Genomic DNA, 18,919 nt, shown 5'->3' with positions numbered 1-18,919 from the left:
TGCGACGGACGCACTCAAGTTCATATGAATGTTGCGCAAAACATCCGCGGCACGGAGCTTTTCGATACGTTCTCCGGTGCCGAACAGCGGTGCGACAACATTTGGGGGGGTCATGAACTTTGCCGTGCTGCCGCCGGAGATCACGTCGGCACAGATCTTCTCGGGCGCGGGAACGGGACCGATGCTGGCGGCCGCGGCCGCCTGGGACGGGCTGGCGGCCGAGTTGGGTGCGGCGGCGTCGTCCTTCGGCGAAGTGACGTCAGGGCTGACCGCGGCGTCGTGGCAGGGCCCGGCCGCATCGGCCATGACGGCGGCGGCGACACCCTACAAGCTGTGGCTGAGCGCGACCGCGGCGCACGCCGAGCTAGCGGCCGGCCAAGCCAAGACAGTGGCAGCGGTGTTCGAAGCGGCACGAGCGGCGATCGTGCATCCAGAAGTATTGGCGGCCAACCGAGCTCAACTCATGGCGCTAGTGCGGTCGAACCTGTTCGGCTTCAACGCGCCGGCGATCGCGGCTGCCGAGGCGCTGTACGAGCAAATGTGGGCGCAGGACGTGACGGCGATGTCCGGCTACTACAGCGGCGCGGTGGCGGCGGCCGAACAGTTGGTGCCGTTCCAGCAGGTGTTAGGTGAGTTGAACCTGGGCATCGGGAACATCGGCAGCTTCAACCTCGGCAGCGGCAACACCGGCAGCTTCAACCTCGGGAGCGGCAACAGTGGCGGCAACAACTTCGGCCTGGGCAACTACGGCTCATTCAACGTCGGCGCCGGCAACGGCAACGCAGTCCTGGGAGTCGTCGGTGCTCCGTATCCAGGCGCGGCGTCCTACAACTTCGGCCTGGGCAACATCGGCACGTTCAACTTCGGTGCCGGCAACGTCGGCACCGGCAATATCGGGTTCGGCAACGGAAACCTGGCCACCGCCATCGCCGGGATCCCGTCGTCGCTCAATGTCGGGCTCAGCAACCTCGGTGGTTCCAACATCGGCATCGGCAACGTCGGCATCGGCAACCTAGGGCTGGGCAACGTCGGCAACAACAACATCGGTATCGGGCTCACCGGCAACAACCAGATCGGCATCGGGGGCTTCAACGTCAACAACGTCGGCTGGAACGTCGGGTTGGGCAATAACGGCAGCTTCAACTTCGGGCTGGCCAACACCGGCGACGGCAATTTCGGCCTGGCCAACACCGGAAACGGAAACATCGGCATCGGGCTCACCGGCGACCATCAGATCGGATTCGGCGGATTCAACTCGGGCAGCGGCAATATCGGGCTGTTCAACTCGGGCGCCGGCAACACCGGGCTGTTCAATTCAGGCGTTGCGAACTGGGGTCTGGGCAACACCGGCAGCCACAACGTTGGAATGGTGAATTCAGGCGTGGCCGATACCGGCTTCGGCAACAGCGGTTCCACCAACACCGGTGTGTTCAATGCGGGCAGCTTCAACACCGGGTCGTTCAACGCCGGCAGCACCAACATGGGACTGGCGAACGCGGGCAACGGCAACCTGGGCGCGTTCAACTCCGGCGGCACCGCGCTGTTCGGCCACAACGTCGGGTTCTTCAATGCCGGCAATCACAACGTGGGTTCGTTCAACGCCGGCTTCGGCAACGTGGGTTGGTCCAACACCGGCATCGGCAACACCGGCGGGTTCAACGCCGGCGGCAACGGCACCGATCCCGTCTTCGGCGTCGGTAATGTCGGCGAGGCCGGTAATACCGGGTTCTTCAACACCGGCTTCACCAACACCGGATTGTTCAATTCGGGCAACACGAACACCGGTCTGTGGAATGCCGGTGACGTCAACACCGGCTTCGGTGGGATCGGAAGCTACAGCGGCAATTCGGGATTCGGCAACTCCGGGACGGGCAACTCCGGCTTCTTCAACGTGGGCAACTACAACTCCGGCCTGTCCAATTCGGCCAGCGGCGGCTACAGCTCGGGATGGGGCAACGCCGGCGGGGGTGAAGACAATGTTGGCTTCTTCAACGCCAGCGACGGCGGCACCAACACCGGATTCTTCAACCGCGGGGCAGGCGGCTTACAGGTGGGCTTCTTCAACGCCGGTGACCACGACATCGGGTTTGGAAATGTGGGCTACTACAACACGGGTCTTTTCAACGCCGGCCAGCACAGCTCGGGCGTCGGTAACACCGGCCCTGGCGCCGACTCCGGCGGTTTCAACGCCGGCGTCGGGCAGTCCGGCTTCTTCAACCGCGCATAACCCGAGCGGCCCGGCCTCAATCGCGGACCGCGGCCAGCAGCCCGTCGCCCAGCGGTATCAACGCGGGGGTGAGGCGCTCGTCCTCGGCGATCAGTCGGGCCGCCTCACGGACCGCGGCCACGTCGGCGTCGCGCGCCGCGGGATCACCGGCGCGTCCGCCCAGCGCGGCCCGGTGCACGACAATGACCCCACCGGATCGCAGCAGTCGCACGCCTTCCACGACGTACTCCGGCTGGTCGATCGGGTCGGCGTCGATGAACACCAGGTCATATGAGTCGTCGGCGAGCCGGGTCAGAACTTCCTGAGCCCGCCCGCTGATCAACCTGGTGCGCGACGGTCCGATGTTCGCCTCGGCGAACGCCTGCTTAGCTTGCCGGACGTACTCGGGCTCGATGTCGATGGTGGTCAAGACGCCGTCGTGGCTCATCCCCGACAGCAACCACAACCCGCTCACGCCCACTCCGGTGCCGACCTCGGCGACCGCCTTGCCGCCACTGAGCTTGGCGAGCAGACTCAGCAAGGCGCCGACTGCCGGCGTGACGGCCGCGGCGCCACTGTCTACCGCTCGTTCGCGGGCGCTGACCAGGATCGCGTCCTCGGATATCGATTCTTCGGCGTGCGCCACCAATGATTCGGCCCGGCTCGGGGATGCCGAGCCGCTCTCGTGGCCGGTCTCGGGGCCGGAAGTGGAGGTGCCGTCCATGTCCGCAGAGTATGCCGAAGGGGTCTGGTCGTCGTTCAGGCGCGCCCGGGGGAGCATTTCCCGACACGCCCGGCAGCGCCAGCGAGACCAGCGTCACCACACCGCCCATAACCGCTGGAAAAGGTCGGTAACAGTATGGTTTCTCAGCTAAAGCTCAGACTGCTCCTACCTCGGCCACACTCGGGTACGGAACGGTGAGTGCTATGGAACGCGGTGCACTCTGGGGCCACGACGACGCTAACGACGACGCGAACGACGGCGGGAATACGAAGTGGCAGCTTCGGGTTTCGTCAAGTGAAGAAATGCCGATCCTGAATGTCAGGAACAACCAAGAGGAAGTGAACGTCACCACCTTGAGTCCGACCACCATGTCACACCCCCAGCAGGTCCGCGACGACGATTGGGCTGAGCCGGCTGACAAGCTGCTCGGCACAGCGGTTTTCGACGCGACCGGGGACAAGGCCGCCATGCCGTCCTGGGATGAATTGGTGCGCCAGCACGCCGACCGGGTCTACCGGCTGGCCTACCGGCTTTCCGGGAACCAGCACGACGCCGAGGACCTGACTCAGGAGACGTTCATCCGGGTTTTCCGTTCGGTGCAGAACTACCAGCCGGGCACGTTCGAGGGCTGGTTACACCGCATCACCACCAACCTCTTCCTCGACATGGTCCGGCGCCGGGCGCGCATCCGCATGGAAGCCCTACCCGAGGACTACGACCGGGTACCGGCCGACGAGCCGAACCCCGAGCAGATCTACCACGACTCCCGGCTCGGTCCGGACTTGCAGGCCGCATTGGACTCCCTACCGCCGGAGTTTCGCGCCGCGGTGGTGCTCTGCGATATCGAAGGCCTCTCCTATGAGGAGATCGGCGCCACTCTGGGCGTCAAGCTCGGCACCGTCCGCAGCCGGATCCACCGCGGACGTCAAGCCCTGCGGGACTATCTGGCTGCCCACCCCGAACATGGCCTGCGCTCCGAGGACCGCGTCATGAGGGTGGCCAGCTAAGCGACTTGCGGTGGCCAAGTCATCGAAAGGCCTCCGCAGGGTTGCCAACTGGTCCCAAATACTGGGGTTTTGAGGGCTGAACATGGTTATCAGGCACGCTGCCGCGCTACATTCGAAATATCCATGGGTCGAGAAGGCGCGAAGGGAGCTGGTGATGGCCGACCGGGGACATGTGTTTCGGCGCGCGTTCTCCTGGCTCCCGGCTCAATTCGCCTCCCAAAGTGATGCACCGGTAGGTGCGCCGCGCCGCTTCGGCTCCACCGAACACCTGTCCATCGAGGCCATCGCCGCTTTCGTGGACGGCGAGCTGCGAATGAATGCCCACTTACGTGCCGCGCACCACTTGTCGCTGTGCCCGCAGTGCGCCGCCGAAGTGGAGGACCACAGCCGTGCGCGCGCCGCCTTGCGCGACTCGCATCCCATCAGCATCCCCAGCTCGCTGCTCGGGTTGCTGGCGGAGATTCCGCACCACCCGCAGGAGGAGCCGCCGTCCCTGTCGGACGCCTTCATCGAGCGCGACCCGCGGGATCAGCGGAAGCGCCGCTAGCTTGAGTTTTGCTACCCCCGGCGGCATCAGCGCGGGTTCATGTCGACCGCGCTGGATCCGTGGATACTAGGGTGAACGAACAACCTCGTGCCGCTGTGTGGCTGCGCACATCGCCCGGTATCGGGCTCGAAAAGGATCTAGAAGAGGAACCGTGACCTCCGACCAAGGCAATAACAGCGGCGGCAATAACAGCGGCGGCAATAACAGCGGCGGCAATAACAGCGGCCAGGACACCGAACGGTTGGCGCCGCGTCCCATCTATCGTCCGCCGGTCGATCCCGCCTCGCGGCAAGCCTTCGGGCGTCCGGCCGGCCAACACGGATCCTTCGTGGCCGAGCGGGTGCGGCCACCGAAATTTCAGGAGCAGTCTGAGTTCCGGCCGCACGAGAAGCCGGCTGACCCGGTGCTGGAGGAGGCCTTCGGCCGGCCGTTGGGTGGCACCGAGACGCTACAGCGTCACCCGATCGACGCCAGCGCGCTGGCGGCCGAGAAAAACGGCGACCAGCACGATGAGCCCGATGACCCATGGCGCGATCCCGGCGCGGCTGCCGCGCTGGGCACCCCGGCGTTACCGCCGGTAGTCAGCCACGGCGAGTCTCGCCACAGCGGCAAGCTCGGTGTGCGCGACGTGCTGTTCGGCGGCAGGGTGTCTTACCTCGCCTTGGCGGTGTTGTTGTTGATCGCACTGGTCATCGGCGTGATCGGCGGGGTGATCGGACGCAAGACCGCCGAGGTCGTTGAAGCCTTCACCACGTCCAAAGTGACGCTGTCCACGGCCGGCAACGCCGAAGAGCCGGCCGGCAGGTTCACCCGGGTCGCGGCCGCCGTCGCCGACTCGGTGGTGACCATCGAGTCCAAGAGCGACCAGGAAGGCATGCAGGGCTCGGGGGTCGTCATCGACGGCCGCGGCTACATCGTCACCAACAACCACGTGATCTCCGAAGCCGCCAACAACCCGAGCCAGTTCAAGACGACCGTGGTGTTCAACGACGGCAAGGAAGTGCCCGCCAGTCTCGTTGGCCGCGACCCAAAAACCGACCTGGCCGTGCTCAAGGTCGACAACGTCAACAACCTGAGCGTGGCGCGGCTGGGTGACTCCGACAAGGTGCGGGTCGGCGACGAGGTACTCGCGGCCGGCGCGCCGCTGGGCCTGCGCAGCACGGTCACCCACGGCATCATCAGCGCACTACACCGACCCGTCCCGCTGTCCGGTGAAGGTTCGGACACAGACACCGTGATCGACGCCTTGCAGACCGACGCTTCCATCAACCACGGCAACTCCGGCGGCCCGCTGATCGGCATGGACTCTCAGGTGATCGGCATCAACACCGCCGGCAAGTCCTTGTCCGACAGCGCCAGCGGGCTGGGATTCGCTATTCCGGTCAACGAGATGAAACTGGTGGCGCAGACCCTGATCAAGGACGGAAAGATCCTGCATCCGACTCTGGGCATCAGCACCCGTTCGGTGAGCAATGCGATCGCTTCCGGTGCGCAGGTGGCCAACGTCAAAGCGGGCGGCCCCGCTCAGCGCGGCGGGATCCTGGAGAATGACGTCATCGTCAAGATCGGCGGGCGCAAGGTCGCCGACTCCGACGAGGCGGTGGTGGCGACGCGGCAGTTGACGATCGGTCAGGACGCCCCGATCGAGGTGGTCCGCGATGGTCGCCCGGTCACGTTGACGGTCAAACCCGACCCCGATACCACCTCGTGATGATCGCAAGCGCGGCGAAGCCGGGCGCTGCGGGTCATCACCATCTGACCCTGATGATCGCAAGCGCGGCGAAGCCGGGCGCTGCGGGTCATCACCGTCCGACCCTGATGATCGCAAGCGCGGCGAAGCCGGGCGCTGGGGGTCATCACCATCCGACCCTGATGATCGCAAGCCCGGCGCAGCCGGGCGCTGGGGGTCATCACCATCCGACCCTGATGATCGCAAGCCCGGCGCAGCCGGGCGCTGCGGGTCATCACCATCTGACCTAATGTTCGCCAACATCGGCTGGGGCGAGATGCTCGTGCTTGTCGTCGTAGGGCTGGTGGTGCTCGGACCCGAGCGCCTGCCCGGCGCCATTCGCTGGACGGCCGGCGCCCTACGGCAGGCGCGCGACTACCTCAGTGGGGTGTCCAATCAGCTGCGCGAGGATATGGGTCCCGAGTTCGACGATCTGCGGGGCCAACTCGGCGAGCTGCAGAAGTTGCGGGGCATGACCCCGCGCGCGGCGCTCACCAAACACCTATTGGACGGCGACGACTCGATCTTCACCGGCAACTTCGACAAGCCGACCAGCAATACCCCGGCGACGCCGACGCCGGGACCGTCAAACCCTGCACCCGAAGCAGCACCGCCCGAGCGCACCCCGTTCGACACCGACGCGACCTGAGTCGCGTCCGCGAGCGTAACTACAGTGCTAAATCCGCGGCTGAAAATCGCAGCCAGGTTCCGCTCGCAGCCAGAAGCTCGCGAATGCCAGGTTCCGCTCGCGAATGCCAGAAGCTCACGAATGCCAGGTTCCGCTCGCGAATGCCAGAAGCTAGCGCCGGGTGGGGTCCAGTCCCAGCGACATGCCGGCCAAACCACGCCGCCGCGTCGACAGGCTGTCGGCAATGCGGGCGAGTTCCTTGCCCACCGGTGAGTCGGGCGTGCTGAGCACCACGGGTACGCCCGCATCGCCGGCGGCCACCAGCGCCGGGTCCAGCGGAATCTGACCCAGCAGCGGGACGTCGGCGCCCACAGCCCGGGACAGTCGCTCGGCGACCTGCCGGCCACCCCCCTCACCGAACACCTGCATTGTGGTGCCGTCCGGCAACATCAGCCCCGACATGTTCTCCACCACACCAACGATGCGCTGACGGGTCTGGATCGCGATGCTGCCCGCCCGCTCGGCCACCTCGGCGGCGGCCGCCTGCGGCGTGGTCACCACCAGGATCTCTGCGTTGGGAATCAGTTGAGCCACCGAGATCGCGATGTCCCCGGTGCCGGGCGGTAGGTCCAGTAGCAGCACATCCAGGTCGCCCCAGTACACGTCTGCCAGAAATTGTTGCAACGCGCGGTGCAGCATGGGCCCGCGCCACACCACCGGAGTGTTGTCCCGGGTGAATTGGGCGATCGAGATGACCTTCACCTCGTGGGCGATAGGCGGCAGGATCATCGACTCGACCTGGGTGGGTCGATCGGCGGTGCCCATCATCCGGGGAATGGAGTGCCCGTGGATGTCGGCGTCGAGCACCCCGACTGACAACCCGCGGGCGGCCATCGCCGCGGCCAGGTTGACCGTGACGGTCGATTTGCCGACACCGCCTTTGCCCGAAGCGACGGCATAGACGCGGGTCAGCGAGCTGGGCTGGGCGAACGGGATGACCGGTTCGGCGGCGTCCCCACGCAACTGCTTGCGCAACTCGGTGCGTTGCTCGTCGCTCATCACGTCCAGGCTGACCCGCACCGCCCCGGTGCCGGGGACATCGGCGACCGCCTGGGTGACGCGCTCACTGATCTCAGTTTTCTTGGGACAAGCAGCGGTGGTCAGGTAGATCTCGACGTGCACGCTGGCGTCGGTGCCGACGTCGATGCTTTTGACCATCCCCAGGTCGGTGATGGGGCGGCGCAATTCGGGGTCGATGACCTTCGTCAACGCGGCGCGGATAGCCGGGGTGAGGTCATCATCGTGAGTATCAGACATCAACGCCGAGTGTAGGCGGCGCGGTCCGACGCCGGCCGCCGGCCGGTACGCCGATCAGCTGACTGGCGCGAGTACCGGCTCGCCGGGCGCTGGCGCGCCGGGCTGCCCCGGGCCGGCGGGCTTCGGCGCCGGCGAGCCCGTGGCGGGTTTCGGTGCCCCATTCGCTGGTGGCGCCGGGGCCGCTGGCGCTGGCGCCGGTGGTGCCGGGGCAGCGGGCGGAGCCGGAGGGGCGAAAGGTGCCGGCGGGGCTACCGGTGGCGGGGCAAAAGGTGCCGGCGGCGCCAACGGGTCCGAGAAAGGCGGAGCGGCGGGCGGGGCTGCCGGCGCGAGGACAATGCCGCCGTTCGGGACCGGTGGCATACCGGGTGCGGGGGCCGATTCAGGGGATTGCGAACTGATGCAGATCAGGGTGCAACCCGGCGTGACCGCCGGCTGGGGCTGCGTCTGCGCGGGGGGCAGCCATGGCCACATCGGCGGCTGCTGCGGCAACTGCGGGAATTGCGACACGAGCTGTGGCTGGCCGAAGTCGATCAACGGGATGTGCTGCGCGGCTGGGTCATAGCTGCCCAGGCCGTTGACGTTCAGCGGCAGGTTGGGACCCAAACCTTCTGGGTGCTCGAGGTGGGCATCGCCGATCGGCGGTGGCGGCCCGGTGATGGGCGGAAGGTCGACCGGGACCACGCCGGTGGCGTACGCCGCCGCCCAGCCCAGCACGTTCTGGGCATAGGACATCGAGTTGTTGTAGCGCAGAATCGCGGCCATCACCTGCGACGGATCCCGCAGGTTCAGACCACCGCTGCACAGGTAGCGGGCGGCGGCCAGCGTCGCGTCGAACAGATTCTGCGGGTCGGGCACGCCGTCGCCGTCGCCGTCGACGGCATAACGCGCCCAGGTGCCGGGCAGGAACTGCATGGGACCCATGGCGCGTGCGTATTGCACCCGATTGCCCTGATTGCTCTGGACGATGACCTCGTTGCCGGGCAGCGTTCCGTCCAGGGCCGGACCGTAGATCGGGTTGGTCGCCGTGCCGCGCGAGTCGGTGGCACCGCCGTTGGCGTGCATCGACTCGATGCGCCCGATCCCGGCGAGCAGGTTCCAGCTGACACCGCATCCCGGTACCGCGGCGCTCATCTTTTGCTCGGCATTGCGGTAGGCCGACAGCGCCATGATCGGAATGCCGAGGGTGCCGGGCGAACTGACAATGGTCGGTGGTGGGGGAGCGGAACTGCTGGCCGCCGCGACATGGAAACTGGTCGGCACTCGCTGGACGGAGATGACCGTCGGGCGGGACAGGTCCACCCGGGGGGCGGGGCCGACGGCGGCCACCGGAGTGATCGCGGTGCGCACCGGCTGATTCTTGCCGTGCAGGGTGGGGGCCGCAGCGCCGACCGCACTGGCCAGAATCAACGGGGAGATCACCGCGAGGCCGAAGACCGGCTTCAGTGTCACGCCGAGTGCCTGCTGCCGCACCTTCGCGACAACCGGGTTAGCACCCCAGCGTCCCCCTATTCGCACCTAGACCGTCCTCGAATTTGAGCCGCTGGGAAACTGATCTCTTAATAGGTTCGTGAACTAGATCACCATACATAACTCTCGTAACGGGAGTTGCGCAATGGCCGACTTCGTTCTCAACTGGATTTCTTAGCACGGCGTTCGGCACCGTCCGACGCCCGCCGACTCGATTCCGCAGTCGCCGCCTGCAAGTCCGCGAGCATGGTGCGCAGGCTCTCCAGCTCGTGGCGCAGATAGTCGCGCGTGGCCATCTCGCCGATGGACAGCCGCAGGGCCGCGAGCTCGCGAGCCAGATATTCGGTGTCGGCCTTCGTCTGCGCAGCGCGGCGGCGGTCCTCCTCCAACGCGACCCGGTCGCGGTTCTCCTGCCGGTTCTGGGCCAGCAGGATCAACGGCGCCGCGTAGGCCGCCTGAGTGGAGAACGCCAGATTGAGCAGGATGAATGGGTAAGGGTCCCAGCGCCAGCGGACGGCGAACAAGTTGGCGGCGATCCAGGCCACCACCGCCAGCGTCTGCAGCAGCAGGTAGCGGCCGGTCCCGAAGAACCGCGCGATCGACTCGGTGAACCGTCCGACGGTCTCGGGGTCCAGCCGCGGCGTGTACCAGCGCGACGTCCGCGGGGTGTACAGCCGCCGCGGCGGGGGTGTGTTGCTCACAGGGCTCCTCCGGAACGGGGCGGCCGGCCGGCGGGATCGAGTTGCGGCACGTCCACCCGCCAGTCATGCGGCAGCAGATGGTCGAGCAGGTCATCGACAGTCACCGCGCCCAGCAGGTGGTTCTGGTCGTCGATCACCGGCCCGCACACCAGGTTGTAGGCGGCGAAATATCGTGTCACGGCACCCAACTGAGTTTCCGGTGTGACCGCCTGCAGGTCGCTGTCGACGAGTCCGCCGACCAGTTCGGCCGGCGGTTCGCGCAGCAGCCGCTGCAGGTGTACGCAGCCCAGGTAGTGCCCGGTCGGGGTGGCGGTCGGCGGGCGCGCCACAAACACCATTGACGCCAATGCGGGGGTCAGGTCAGGGTCGCGCAGCCGCGCCAGTGCTTCGGCCACCGACGTGTCCGGGGTGAGCACCACCGGGTCGGAGGTCATCAGACCACCCGCAGTGTCGGGGGAGTGCTTCAGCAGCCGTCGCACCGGGTCGGAGTCGTCGGGATCCATCCGGGTCAGCAACACCTCGGCGTCGCTCGGGTTCAGCACGCCCAACAGGTCGGCGGCGTCGTCGGGGTCCATCTCCTCGAGCACGTCGGCCGCGCGGTCGGTGCCCAGTTGGGACAGCACCTCGGCCTGATCGAGTTCGGGCAGTTCCTGCAGGATGTCCGCCAGCCGTTCGTCGTCGAGCGCCTTGAACACCTCGTAGCGGCGTTTGGTGGGCAGTCCGCGGATCGCGTCGGCGACGTCCACTGCGCGCCGCCCCTCGAACTGGTCGAGCAGCTGTGCCACGCCCTGGCCAGGCATTGCCAGAGCGGACGGCGTCAACCCCTGTACGTTCTGCCAGTCCACCACGTGGACCGGCCCGCGCCGTCCGAGTCGTCGCTGAGTGCGCACGGCCACCCGGGTGACCACCCAGTCCCGGGTTCGGGTCTGCTCCATGCCCAGGTCCGTGACGATGACATCGATACCGGCCAACTCCGGCAGGTCGGGGTCGTTGACCTTGACCTGGGTGTCGAGCACCTGCCCCATGGCCAGTACCTCGCCGGGCCGTTGCTCGAAGTGGCGTAGCGACACGTTGCCGGTGCGCAGTGTCACCGCGTTCGGCTCGATCGCGGCGACGCGCAGAATCGGGATGAAGATGCTGCGGCGCGTGGCCAGGTCCACCACGAGACCCAGCACGCGGGGCTGCTGGCGGACGATGCTGATGCCGATCACCACATCGCGCACGCGGCCGAAAGATTCACCGAGCGGACCCAGCACCATCATCCGTGGCAGCCGTGCCACGTACACCCTGTTGACCGAACCCATAGGCAAGAGCGTATTCAGCGCCGGGTGACTCGGCAGGTTCGGGCGGTGCGGGTCAGCCGCGCGCGCCCAGCGCCAGAACGACGAAGTAGAACAACAGCGTCGCCACGCTGATCACGATCCCGCTCACCGCGAGGCCGTGGCCATCTTCACGCGTTTGTTTGATCTGGTTGAGCCCGACCGTGCCGCAGACGATCCCGACGATCGAACCGACGCAGCAGAAAATGCCGAGGACGCCGGCGATCAGCGAAACGATCGCCATGGTGTTCATCCCGGTCCGAGGGGCGCCATACCCGCCTGGGGCGTGGCCCCATCCCGGGTAATAGCCACCGGGGTAACCGCCGTACTGGGGCGGCATGGGCGGTGGGTAGGGCGGGTTGCCGGCCAGGCCGCCGGGGCCGTACGTCGGGTATCCAGGCGGTGGATAGGCGGCGGTATCGGGGTAATCCACGGGAGGCGGCGTGCTCGGCGGGACCCACGGCGCATTGGAAATCGGCTGCTCGGTGGGGCGCTGATCATCCCCGGGAAATCCGCCGGGAGCTGTCATGGTAACCAACCGTAGCCTACGGGCAGTTGCCTCCGGCCAGGTCAAATCGGATGCACAGAGAGTGCATTTCGGATGCCGAGATGAAACGATGGCCGAGGCAGGAGAAAGATGAGGACCGATGACTAGCCCATTCCAATCCGGACAACCACCAGCGGGTGGGGCTGCAAGCCGGCGCAACGTGCCCGCGCTGCCCACACCGCCCAAAGGGTGGCCCGTCGGGTCGTATCCCACCTATGCCGAAGCGCAACGCGCCGTCGACTATCTCTCCGACCAGGAATTCCCGGTTCAGCAGGTGACCATCGTGGGTGTCGACCTGATGCAGGTGGAACGCGTCACGGGCCGTTTGAGCTGGGGCAAGGTGCTCGGCGGCGGGGTACTCAGCGGCGCATGGCTCGGTCTGTTCATCGGGCTGGTGCTCGGATTCTTCAGCCCCAATCCGTGGGGGGCGTTGATCACGGGTTTGGTGGCGGGAGTCTTCTTCGGGCTCATCACGTCGGCCGTTCCATACGCCATGGCGCGCGGCACCCGGGACTTCAGTTCGACCATGCAACTGGTGGCCGGCCGCTACGACGTTCTCTGCGACCCGCAAAACGCTGAGAAGGCACGGGACCTGCTGGCACGTCTGGCGATCTGACCGGTGATCTCGCGCCGACAGGTGCGGCGGTGGGGGATGGCGATGCTGGCGGCGCTGACCGCCGCGACGGTGCCGGCCTGCGGTTCGGACGCCCACGGGGTGGTGATCAGTCTCTACACCCCGGCGACGGACGCAGCGACATTCACCGCCCTTGCGCAGCGCTGCAGTGCGCAGGTCGACGGCCGCTATCGCATCCAACACGTCAGTCTGGCCAGATCGCCCGACGAACAGCGGTTGCAGCTGGCCCGCAGACTGGCCGGGCATGATCACACCCTGGACGTGATGGGCATTGACGTGGTCTGGACCGCCGAATTCGCCGAGGCGGGTTGGGCGCTGCCGCTGTCCGACGACCCGTCCGGGCGGGCCGAGACCGACGCCAGTGCCGACATCCTGCCGGGTCCGCTCAAGACAGCCACCTGGAAGCACCGGCTGTATGTCGCGCCGGTGACCACGAACACCCAATTGCTCTGGTATCGGCCGGATCTGGTGCAGTTCCCGCCCCGTGACTGGACGGCCATGGTGGCCGAGGCAACACGCCTGCACGCCGCGGGCCAGCCCAGCTGGATTGCCGTGCAGGCCAATGAGGCCGAGGGCCTGGTGGTGTGGTTCAACACGCTGTTGGTCAGTGCCGGGGGTCAGGTGCTCTCCGAGGACGGAAAGCACGTCGCCCTGACCGATACGCCCGAACATCGCGCCGCCACCGTGACAGCGCTGCGGATACTGAAATCTGTTGCCACTGCGCTCGGGGCTGACCCGTCCATCACCCGCAGCGACGAGGGCAGCGCAAGGCTGGCGGTGGAACAGGGCAAGGCCGCGCTGGAAGTCAACTGGCCTTACGTCTTGGCTTCCATGCTGGAGAACGCGGTCAAAGGCGGCGTGCCGTTCCTGCCTCTCGACCGGCTGCCCGAGCTCGCCGGGAGCATCAACGGCGTCGGCGCGTTCGCACCAGACGACGAGCAATTCCGGACCGCATACGCGGCCAGCCGCAAAGTTTTCAGCTTCGCCCGCTATCCCGGGGTACTGCCCGGACAGCGCGCCAAAGTGACCATCGGCGGCTTGAATCTGGCAGTCGCCAGCACCACCAGGCACCGTGCCGAGGCCTTCGATGCCGTCCGATGCCTGCGCAGCCTGCCGAACCAGAAGTACGTCTCGATCGAAGGGGGACTGCCCGCGGTGCGGACGTCGCTGTATTCGGACCCGCAGTTCCAGGCGAAATACCCGATGTACGGCACGATCAGGCAGCAGCTCACCGACGCCGCGGTACGGCCCGTGACGCCCGCCTACCAGGCGGTGTCGATCCGGCTGGCGGCGGTGTTGAGCCCGATCACCACCATCGATCCGGAACGTACCGCCGATGCGCTGACCGTGCAGGTGCAGAAGGCCATCGACGGCAAGGGGCTGTTGCCGTGAAACACCTCAACGACGAACGTCGCCTGGCTTATCTGCTGGTGGCCCCGGCGGTGACCCTGATGCTTGCCGTGACGGCCTATCCGATCTGTTATGCGGTGTGGCTGAGCTTGCAGCGCAACAACTTAGCCGCACCCAACGACACCGCGTTCATCGGACTCGGCAACTACCAGACGGTCCTGACCGACCAGTACTGGTGGACCGCGCTGGGTGTGACACTGGCGATCACGGTGGTCTCCGTGTCGGTCGAGTTCGTGCTCGGGTTGGCGCTGGCGCTGGTGATGCACCGGACGATGGTCGGCAAAGGATTGGTGCGCACCGCGGTACTGATCCCGTACGGCATCGTCACGGTGGCCGCCTCGTACAGCTGGTACTACGCCTGGACACCGGGTACCGGCTATCTGGCCAACCTGTTGCCGGGCGGCAGCGCCCCACTGACGCAACAGATTCCGTCACTTGGAGTGGTGGTACTCGCCGAAGTGTGGAAGACGACGCCGTTCATGGCGCTGCTGCTGCTGGCCGGCCTGGCGTTGGTACCCGAGGATCTGCTGCAGGCGGCGCAGGTCGACGGAGCGGACCCGTGGCGAAGGCTGACCCGCATCATCCTGCCGATCATGAAGCCGGCGATCGTCGTTGCGCTGCTCTTTCGGACCTTGGACGCGTTCCGCATCTTCGACAACATCTACGTGCTGACCGCCGGTGACAACAACACCGGTTCGGTGTCGATCTTGGGCTATGACAACCTGTTCAAGGGTTTCAACGTGGGGTTGGGCTCGGCGATCAGTGTGCTGATCTTTCTCTGCGTGGGATTGATCGCGATCGTTTTCATCAGGGTGTTCGGCGCCGCGGCGCCGGGGGGCGACGTCGATGGCAGGTGAGTTGATGGAGGGGCGTCGCGCCGCTGTCTGGGTGGTCGTCGACACGCTGGTGGTGCTGTATGCGCTGTTGCCGGTGCTGTGGATCTTGAGCCTGTCGCTCAAGTCGACCTCAACTGTCAAGGACGGCAGGCTGATTCCGGCGTCGATGACGCTGGACAACTACCGGGGCATCTTCCGCGGCGACTTCTTCAGCTCCGCGCTGGTCAATTCGATCGGGATCGGATTGACCACCACGGCGATCGCGGTGGCACTGGGTGCGATGGCGGCATATGCGATTGCGCGGCTGCGTTTTCCGGGCAAGCGGCTGCTGGTCGGCATGACGTTGCTGATCACCATGTTCCCGGCCATCTCGCTGGTGACCCCGCTGTTCAATATCGAACGCGCGGTGGGACTCTTCGACACCTGGTGGGGACTGATCCTGCCGTACATCACGTTCGCGTTGCCGCTGGCCATCTACACGCTCTCGGCCTTTTTCCGGGAGATTCCATGGGATTTGGAGAAAGCGGCGAAGATGGACGGCGCCACGCCGGCGCAGGCGTTTTGGAAGGTGATTGTGCCGCTGGCCGCCCCGGGGATGGTGACCGCGGCCATCCTGGTGTTCATCTTCGCCTGGAACGACCTGCTGCTGGCATTGTCGCTGACCGCCACCAAAGCAGCTATCACCGCTCCGGTGGCGATCGCAAACTTCACCGGCAGTTCGCAATTCGAAGAACCCACCGGTTCGATCGCGGCTGGGGCGATGGTAATCACCGTTCCGATCATTGTCTTTGTTCTGATCTTTCAACGACGGATTGTCGCCGGGTTGACCTCTGGCGCTGTGAAGGGATAGCGCGATGGCCGAGATTGTGCTGGACCATGTCAACAAGAGTTACCCCGACGGCCATACGGCGGTGCGGGACCTCAGCATCACCATCGCCGACGGCGAATTCCTGATCCTGGTGGGCCCGTCCGGCTGTGGCAAGACCACGACGCTCAATATGATTGCCGGACTTGAAGACATCTCTTCGGGCGAGCTGCGCATCGGCGGCCAACGGGTCAACGAGAAGGCACCCAAGGACCGTGACATCGCGATGGTTTTTCAGTCTTATGCGCTGTATCCGCACATGACGGTACGGCAGAATATTGCGTTTCCGCTGACGCTGGCCAAGATGTCGAAAACCGACGTCGCGCAGAAGGTGGAGGAGACCGCCCGAATCCTCGATCTGACCGGGCTGTTGGACCGCCGGCCCGCTCAGCTGTCGGGCGGTCAGCGGCAGCGGGTGGCGATGGGCCGGGCGATTGTGCGCCACCCGAAGGCCTTCTTGATGGACGAGCCGCTGTCCAACCTGGACGCCAAGCTACGGGTGCAGATGCGCGGCGAGATCGCCCGCCTGCAGAAGCGGCTGGGCACGACCACCGTCTATGTCACCCACGATCAGACCGAGGCTATGACGTTGGGTGACCGGGTGGTGGTGATGCACGCAGGTATCGCGCAGCAGATCGGTACTCCCACTGAGCTTTACGAACAACCCGCCAACTTGTTCGTGGCCGGCTTCATCGGGTCGCCGGCGATGAATTTCTTCCCGGCGACATTGACGTCGGTTGGGCTGGAGCTGACGTTCGGGGAGCTCACGTTGGCACCGGAGCTTCAGCAGGCGATCGGTCAGCATCCCAAACCGGAAAACGTGATCCTGGGAGTGCGGCCCGAACATATTCACGACGCGGCGCTGATCGACGGCTACCAGCGCATCAGTTCGCTGGTTTTCCAGGCTAGTGTCGACCTGGTCGAATCGCTGGGCTCGGACAAGTACGTGTACTTCAGCACCGGCGGGCCCGAGGTGCACTCGGCCCCGCTGGACGAGGTGGCCGCGGAGTCCGAGGTGAATGAAAACCAGTTCGTAGCAAGGGTTCCCGCAGAGTCGAAAGTGGCTATCGGGCAATCCGCCGAGTTGGCGTTCGATACCGGCAAGCTAGCCGTCTTCGATGCCGACTCCGGTGTGAACCTCACGGTGTCACCGGCGAAGTGATGAAAATTCTGGATGCGGTGCGCGCTCATCTGCGCGACCACTTCGCCACCGAGCCCGGGTCGGCGAGCGTGACATTTCTGGGTGCCGAACCCATCGAGGTACTGCGCTTCCGGGCCGACGGTGTGATGCACTACGTCTCGCTGGGTTGTTCGCGCTACCCGATGACGGACCCCACCCAAATGGTGGCGGATCAGCATCGAGGCCCGCGAGCCGAAATCGTTTTGTCCCTGCGCAACCCGGAGCCGGCGGCCGGACTGGCACGCACCCTGGCGATATTGGCCGCGACACCCGCCGTGGACGGCGTTGTGCTGGTCCCCGATGCGCTGATCGACCTCGGCTCGCCGCTGTGGGCGAGTCCGTCGGGCCGGGTGCCGTTCACTGCCGTCCTGCTGGGCCCCAGCGACATCGCCGATCTGCCGCTCGACCCGCCTCGCGACCCGGTGCAGTTCTTGAGCGCCACCCCGATCACGGCGACCGAAGCGGCCTGGGTGCGCCTGAAGGGCGCCGAAGCGATGCGGCAGGCCTGGCACACCGACGGCGTCGATGTACTAGACCCCAAACGCCCTGCCGTACAACCGAGTTGACCACCCCGGGCGCGCCGAGTGTGAACCTTGCGACGCGAAACGCCGATAATGCGTCGCAGACTTCACACTCGAGCTGAGGTGCGGGATGGACTTAGAGCACCTAGAGCCACCCGCGCCTGCGGAAACTGAAGTACAGCAACACACAGATCACCACCATCACGGTGACCACCGAGGGGTAACCCCATCGCGAATCCAGCTCCGGCATGAAATGGAAGTTCATTCCGTAGATGCCGGCGACCATGGTGGGCACCGCGATGATGCCGGCCCATGCCGAGATCTTGCGCATGTCCATGTTCTGCTGCATGCCGGCCCGGGCCAGCGCGGCTTGAACAAGCGAGTTCAGCATCTCGTCGTAACTGGTGATCTGCTCCGCGGCCAAGGTCTGGTGGTCGGCGACGTCGCGCAGATAGCGCCGCACTTCCTTGGAGATCAGGTCTTTGTTGTCGATCTGCATGCGTTGAAATGCGCCAGACAGCGGGGCCACGCAGCGGCGCAACTCCACGACCTCCCGCTTCAACAGGTAGATCGGTTCGACATCGATGTTGCGGCCCGGCGCGAACGCCACCACCTCGATCGCATCGATGTCGTCCTCCATGAGGGCAGTCACATCCAGGTAGTGGTCCACCACGGAGTCGGCGATCGCGTGCATCACTGCGTATGGGCCCAACCGCATGTGGCCGGGGTCGCAATCCATCCGCCGCCGAACCTCGTGCAGGCCGCCGTGTTCACCGTGGCGCACGGTGACCACGAAGTCCTGGCCGACGAAGATCATGATTTCGCCGGTTTCGACGATCTCGCGAGCCCGCGCAACCGACTCGTGCGGGACGTAGTTGACCGTCTTGAGCACCAGGAAGAGAGAGTCGTCGTATCGCTCCAACTTGGGTCGCTGATGGGCGTGCACCGCGTCCTCGACCGCCAGCGGGTGCAGGCCGAAGACGTCGGCCACATCCTGCATTTGGGCTTCGTCAGGCTCGTGCAGACCGACCCAGACGAAGGCCTCCTGCCCGGGCTGTCCGGCCTCTTGTTTCCTGGCCAGCGCCTCGGTCAGCGTGTACTTACCGGGCAACCGCTGCCCGTCGACGTAAACACCACAGTCGACCAGGGTCTGGGGCGGCGGGTTGGGAATAGGGTGCGCAGGCTGCTGACGAGCTTTCGCGACCGGTCTCAGTGCCTCCGGCAGTGCGTCGAACCCAGGGAACACATCCACCTCCGATCGCAGCGCAGGTGTGGCGGCGG

Annotated in this window: 19 protein-coding genes; 12 read left to right on the top strand and 7 right to left on the bottom strand. The window is 66.0% G+C overall.

The features are described 5' to 3' along the window. Positions 1-112: 112 nt before the first annotated feature. Positions 113-2,227, top strand: a complete 2,115-nt coding sequence (locus A5636_RS10935; protein ID WP_065158653.1) for a PPE family protein — start codon at positions 113-115, stop codon at positions 2,225-2,227. 16 nt (positions 2,228-2,243) lie between these two features. Here the strand turns inward: A5636_RS10935 and A5636_RS10930 are convergent, their stop codons facing one another. Beyond that, positions 2,244-2,930, bottom strand: coding sequence for an O-methyltransferase (locus A5636_RS10930; RefSeq protein WP_065158652.1), 687 nt, complete (start codon positions 2,928-2,930; stop codon positions 2,244-2,246). A 203-nt stretch (positions 2,931-3,133) separates the two neighbouring features. Here A5636_RS10930 and sigE point away from each other — a divergent pair, with 203 nt between their 5' ends. The 5 genes from sigE to tatB all read left to right on the top strand — a co-directional run bounded on the left by sigE (position 3,134) and on the right by tatB (position 6,862). Then, the gene (sigE, locus tag A5636_RS10925) at positions 3,134-3,937 is read left to right on the top strand and encodes an RNA polymerase sigma factor SigE (RefSeq protein WP_065158651.1); all 804 of its coding nucleotides are present in this window, start codon (positions 3,134-3,136) and stop codon (positions 3,935-3,937) included. 154 nt (positions 3,938-4,091) lie between these two features. Continuing rightward, positions 4,092-4,484 carry an anti-sigma E factor RseA gene (gene rseA / locus A5636_RS10920; RefSeq protein ID WP_065158691.1) on the top strand — a complete coding sequence of 131 codons (393 nt, stop codon included), beginning with the start codon at positions 4,092-4,094 and terminating at the stop codon, positions 4,482-4,484. Positions 4,485-4,635: 151 nt separating this feature from the next. Beyond that, positions 4,636-6,195 carry a serine protease HtrA gene (gene htrA / locus A5636_RS10915; protein ID WP_081287723.1) on the top strand — a complete coding sequence of 520 codons (1,560 nt, stop codon included), beginning with the start codon at positions 4,636-4,638 and terminating at the stop codon, positions 6,193-6,195. Further along, the gene (locus tag A5636_RS27595; protein ID WP_065158650.1) at positions 6,195-6,464 is read left to right on the top strand and encodes a hypothetical protein; all 270 of its coding nucleotides are present in this window, start codon (positions 6,195-6,197) and stop codon (positions 6,462-6,464) included. The genes htrA and A5636_RS27595 overlap by 1 nt, the downstream gene beginning before the upstream one ends. Then, positions 6,464-6,862 carry a Sec-independent protein translocase protein TatB gene (gene tatB / locus A5636_RS10905; protein WP_065158649.1) on the top strand — a complete coding sequence of 133 codons (399 nt, stop codon included), beginning with the start codon at positions 6,464-6,466 and terminating at the stop codon, positions 6,860-6,862. Before A5636_RS27595 ends, tatB begins: the two co-directional genes overlap by 1 nt. Positions 6,863-7,012: 150 nt before the next feature. On the opposite strand, the gene A5636_RS10900 is transcribed toward tatB, so the two are convergent. The 5 genes from A5636_RS10900 to A5636_RS25440 form a co-directional block, all read right to left on the bottom strand. Then, the gene (locus tag A5636_RS10900) at positions 7,013-8,158 is read right to left on the bottom strand and encodes an Mrp/NBP35 family ATP-binding protein (protein WP_065158648.1); all 1,146 of its coding nucleotides are present in this window, start codon (positions 8,156-8,158) and stop codon (positions 7,013-7,015) included. A 54-nt stretch (positions 8,159-8,212) separates the two neighbouring features. Further along, positions 8,213-9,673, bottom strand: coding sequence for a lytic transglycosylase domain-containing protein (locus A5636_RS10895; RefSeq protein ID WP_065158647.1), 1,461 nt, complete (start codon positions 9,671-9,673; stop codon positions 8,213-8,215). 113 nt (positions 9,674-9,786) lie between these two features. After that, on the bottom strand, positions 9,787-10,326 hold the full coding sequence (locus A5636_RS10890; RefSeq protein WP_065158646.1) for a DUF1003 domain-containing protein: 540 nt from the start codon (positions 10,324-10,326) through the stop codon (positions 9,787-9,789). Further along, positions 10,323-11,630 (bottom strand): magnesium transporter MgtE N-terminal domain-containing protein, encoded by a 1,308-nt coding sequence (locus tag A5636_RS10885; protein WP_065158645.1) that lies wholly within the window; start codon positions 11,628-11,630, stop codon positions 10,323-10,325. Before A5636_RS10885 ends, A5636_RS10890 begins: the two co-directional genes overlap by 4 nt. Positions 11,631-11,682: 52 nt before the next feature. Then, complete coding sequence (locus tag A5636_RS25440; protein ID WP_081287722.1) at positions 11,683-12,174, bottom strand: DUF4190 domain-containing protein; 492 nt, start codon at positions 12,172-12,174, stop codon at positions 11,683-11,685. Between the two features lie 118 nt (positions 12,175-12,292). Here A5636_RS25440 and A5636_RS10875 point away from each other — a divergent pair, with 118 nt between their 5' ends. The 6 genes from A5636_RS10875 to A5636_RS10850 are packed head-to-tail and all read left to right on the top strand — an operon-like array spanning position 12,293 to position 17,683. Continuing rightward, on the top strand, positions 12,293-12,808 hold the full coding sequence (locus A5636_RS10875; protein ID WP_065158644.1) for a general stress protein: 516 nt from the start codon (positions 12,293-12,295) through the stop codon (positions 12,806-12,808). Between the two features lie 36 nt (positions 12,809-12,844). After that, entirely contained in the window at positions 12,845-14,218 is a 1,374-nt protein-coding gene (locus tag A5636_RS10870) for an extracellular solute-binding protein (protein ID WP_155763753.1), read from the top strand. Next, positions 14,215-15,093: a carbohydrate ABC transporter permease gene (locus A5636_RS10865; RefSeq protein ID WP_065158642.1), complete on the top strand. Its 879-nt coding sequence runs from the start codon at positions 14,215-14,217 to the stop codon at positions 15,091-15,093. Before A5636_RS10870 ends, A5636_RS10865 begins: the two co-directional genes overlap by 4 nt. Before the next feature lie 4 nt (positions 15,094-15,097). Continuing rightward, the gene (locus A5636_RS10860) at positions 15,098-15,922 is read left to right on the top strand and encodes a carbohydrate ABC transporter permease (protein WP_155763754.1); all 825 of its coding nucleotides are present in this window, start codon (positions 15,098-15,100) and stop codon (positions 15,920-15,922) included. A gap of 4 nt (positions 15,923-15,926) precedes the next feature. Then, on the top strand, positions 15,927-17,099 hold the full coding sequence (locus A5636_RS10855) for an ABC transporter ATP-binding protein (protein WP_065158640.1): 1,173 nt from the start codon (positions 15,927-15,929) through the stop codon (positions 17,097-17,099). Then, on the top strand, positions 17,099-17,683 hold the full coding sequence (locus A5636_RS10850) for a suppressor of fused domain protein (RefSeq protein WP_437339820.1): 585 nt from the start codon (positions 17,099-17,101) through the stop codon (positions 17,681-17,683). The genes A5636_RS10855 and A5636_RS10850 overlap by 1 nt, the downstream gene beginning before the upstream one ends. Before the next feature lie 100 nt (positions 17,684-17,783). On the opposite strand, the gene corA is transcribed toward A5636_RS10850, so the two are convergent. Further along, a complete protein-coding gene (gene corA / locus A5636_RS10845; RefSeq protein WP_065158688.1) occupies positions 17,784-18,884 on the bottom strand; it encodes a magnesium/cobalt transporter CorA in 1,101 nt (366 codons plus the stop codon). Positions 18,885-18,919: the final 35 nt, after the last annotated feature.

Source organism: Mycobacterium asiaticum, assembly GCF_001673315.1.
In the GTDB taxonomy this organism is placed as follows: Bacteria; Actinomycetota; Actinomycetes; order Mycobacteriales; family Mycobacteriaceae; genus Mycobacterium; species Mycobacterium asiaticum_B.
Note: the sequence above shows the minus strand (reverse complement) of the source record. Positions and strands in the feature narration are given on the sequence as shown.

Coding starts and splice junctions, on each gene's coding strand:
- A5636_RS10935 (WP_065158653.1), top strand. CDS start 113: ATGAACTTTGCCGTGCTGCCGCCGGAGATCACGTCGGCACAGATCTTC.
- A5636_RS10930 (WP_065158652.1), bottom strand. CDS start 2,930: ATGGACGGCACCTCCACTTCCGGCCCCGAGACCGGCCACGAGAGCGGC.
- sigE (WP_065158651.1), top strand. CDS start 3,134: ATGGAACGCGGTGCACTCTGGGGCCACGACGACGCTAACGACGACGCG.
- rseA (WP_065158691.1), top strand. CDS start 4,092: ATGGCCGACCGGGGACATGTGTTTCGGCGCGCGTTCTCCTGGCTCCCG.
- A5636_RS27595 (WP_065158650.1), top strand. CDS start 6,195: ATGATCGCAAGCGCGGCGAAGCCGGGCGCTGCGGGTCATCACCATCTG.
- tatB (WP_065158649.1), top strand. CDS start 6,464: ATGTTCGCCAACATCGGCTGGGGCGAGATGCTCGTGCTTGTCGTCGTA.
- A5636_RS10900 (WP_065158648.1), bottom strand. CDS start 8,158: ATGTCTGATACTCACGATGATGACCTCACCCCGGCTATCCGCGCCGCG.
- A5636_RS10885 (WP_065158645.1), bottom strand. CDS start 11,630: ATGGGTTCGGTCAACAGGGTGTACGTGGCACGGCTGCCACGGATGATG.
- A5636_RS25440 (WP_081287722.1), bottom strand. CDS start 12,174: ATGACAGCTCCCGGCGGATTTCCCGGGGATGATCAGCGCCCCACCGAG.
- A5636_RS10875 (WP_065158644.1), top strand. CDS start 12,293: ATGACTAGCCCATTCCAATCCGGACAACCACCAGCGGGTGGGGCTGCA.
- A5636_RS10870 (WP_155763753.1), top strand. CDS start 12,845: ATGGCGATGCTGGCGGCGCTGACCGCCGCGACGGTGCCGGCCTGCGGT.
- A5636_RS10860 (WP_155763754.1), top strand. CDS start 15,098: ATGGAGGGGCGTCGCGCCGCTGTCTGGGTGGTCGTCGACACGCTGGTG.
- A5636_RS10855 (WP_065158640.1), top strand. CDS start 15,927: ATGGCCGAGATTGTGCTGGACCATGTCAACAAGAGTTACCCCGACGGC.
- A5636_RS10850 (WP_437339820.1), top strand. CDS start 17,099: ATGAAAATTCTGGATGCGGTGCGCGCTCATCTGCGCGACCACTTCGCC.